Annotated in this window: 2 protein-coding genes; one reads left to right on the plus strand and one right to left on the minus strand. The window is 73.4% G+C overall.

Going from position 1 to position 2,188, the window contains the following annotated elements:
* Positions 1-11: 11 nt before the first annotated feature.
* On the minus strand, positions 12-830 hold the full coding sequence (locus HW445_RS27925; RefSeq protein ID WP_180223642.1) for an NAD(P)-dependent oxidoreductase: 819 nt from the start codon (positions 828-830) through the stop codon (positions 12-14).
* A gap of 243 nt (positions 831-1,073) precedes the next feature.
* On the opposite strand from HW445_RS27925, the gene HW445_RS27930 reads away from it, so the two are divergent.
* Complete coding sequence (locus tag HW445_RS27930; protein WP_180223643.1) at positions 1,074-2,066, plus strand: 5-dehydro-4-deoxyglucarate dehydratase; 993 nt, start codon at positions 1,074-1,076, stop codon at positions 2,064-2,066.
* The last annotated feature ends 122 nt before the right edge of the window (positions 2,067-2,188 follow it).

The following is a 2,188-nucleotide window of genomic DNA, read 5'->3' on the forward strand; positions in this document are numbered from 1 at the left end:
GGCGTCGCCGCTCAGTGCGGCCAGATCGGCGGGTTGGTGGTGAAGTGCCCGCCGAGCAGCCCCTGTTCGGGGTTGGACCGGTCCAGCTCGCCCTGTTCGGCCACGAGCTTGGCCGCGAAGGGCTCGGAGTCGTCCTGCGGCTCGTAGCCGAGCGCCCGCGCCGAGGAGAGGTCCCACCACAGGCGGGTGTTGGCGGAGCTGCCGTGGACGACGGTGTGGCCGACGCCCTCCGCGGTCAGCGCCGCGTGGAAGAGCCGGGCGCCGTCGGCCGGGCTCATCCAGACCGACAGCATCCGCACCGTGGTGGGCTCGGGGAAGCAGGAGCCGATGCGGACGGAGACGGTCTCCACGCCGTGCCGGTCCCAGTAGAGCTGGGCCAGGTCCTCGCCGAACGCCTTGGACAGGCCGTAGAAGGTGTCGGGGCGGCGCGGGGTGTCGACGGGGATCAGCGGGTCGCCCTCGCGCGGGGCCGGGGTGAAACCGACGACGTGGTTGCTGGAGGCGAGGACGACGCGGGGGACGCCCTCCTCGCGGACCGCCTCGTACAGGTGGTGGGTGCCCTCGATGTTGGCCCGCAGGATCTTCTCGAAGGACGACTCGAGCGAGATGCCCGCGAGGTGGATCACCGCGTCCATGCCGCTCATGGCCTCGCGCAGCGCCGCCCGGTCCGCCAGGTCGGCGGTGACGACCTCCTCCGTGTCCCGTACCCCCTCGACGGGCATGACGTCGAACAGCCGCAGGGTGTACCCGTAGGAGGGGAGCAGGTCCCGCATCAGGGTGCCGAGTCCGCCCGCGGCGCCGGTGAGCAGGACGGAGCGGGGAGCGGGCATGGCGTTCTCCTCGGGTCGGGGGCGGCGCGGGGCCGGCGGGGGCGGACCTCGGGTCCGCATGCGTGGACGGAGTTCACGTGCGTGGGCACGCTAGGGAGTTCTCCGACGCAGCGTCAAGTGGGTGTTCACGTACCTTGACCGGGAATGGCGGCTGCCCTAGCGTGACCGGCGTTCAGAAATGTAAACATCGGTCAGGTGCATGTACGTCGCTGTCGCGCCGCCGTACGTCGTCCAGGGAGCCCCGTGACCTCACCCTCACCGACCTCGCCCGCTCTCAGCGCCCGGCTCGACGGCGTGCTGTTCTTCCCCGTCACCGCGTACGGGCCGGACGGGGACGTCGACCTCGACGCCTTCCGCGCCCATGTGCGCGACGGCATCGACGCCGGCGCCGCCGCCGTCTTCGCCTGCTGCGGGACCGGCGAGTTCCACGCCCTGACACCCGAGGAGTTCCGGCGCTGCGTCGCCGCGGCGGTGGCCGAGGCCGCCGGCCGGGTGCCGGTCTTCGCGGGCGCCGGATACGGCACCGCGCTCGCCGTACGGTACGCCCGCGCCGCCGAGGAGGCGGGCGCCGACGGGCTGCTCGCCATGCCCCCGTACCTGGTCGTCGCCGACCAGGGCGGACTGCTCGCCCACTACACAGCCCTCGCGGACGCCACCGCCCTCGACGTCATCGTCTACCAGCGCGACAACGCCGTGTTCACCCCGCGGACGGTGGCCCAACTCGCGCGCCACCCGCGGATCGTGGGCCTGAAGGACGGTCTCGGCGACCTCGACCTCGTGCAGCGGATCGTCAGCGCCGTCCGCACCGAACGGCCCGGCGAGGACTTCCTCTACTTCAACGGGCTCCCCACCGCCGAACTCACCGCGCTCGCCTACCGCGGCGTCGGCGTCACCCTCTACTCCTCGGCCGCCTTCTGCTTCGCCCCGGAGATCGCCGTCGCCTTCCACCGGGCCCTCACCACCGGTGACGACGCCACGGTCGACCGCCTCATCGACGGCTTCTACCGCCCCCTGGTGGAACTGCGCTCCCAGGGGCGCGGCTACGCCGTCTCGCTCGTCAAGGCCGGTGTGCGCCTGCGCGGCGGCGAGGTGGGCGAGGTGCGGCCGCCGCTGAGCGAACCGGCCGCCGAGCACGTCAAGGAACTCGCCGACATCGTCACGCGCGGCTACGCCCTGCTGCCGGAGGCCGACCGCCCGGAGGGCCTGCCGGGCGCGGACGCCGGAGGTGCGGCGTGAGGGCCTCCGCCTTCCTCTACCCCTGGGACGTCGTCGGAGACCCGGAGGCCGCCGCCCGCACCGCCGCCCTCGGCGTGCGGGAGGTGACGCTCGCCTCCGCCTACCACTCCACCCGGGCGCTG

The sequence above is a fragment of the Streptomyces sp. UH6 genome, assembly GCF_013421635.1.
GTDB lineage: Bacteria > Actinomycetota > Actinomycetes > Streptomycetales > Streptomycetaceae > Streptomyces > Streptomyces abyssomicinicus.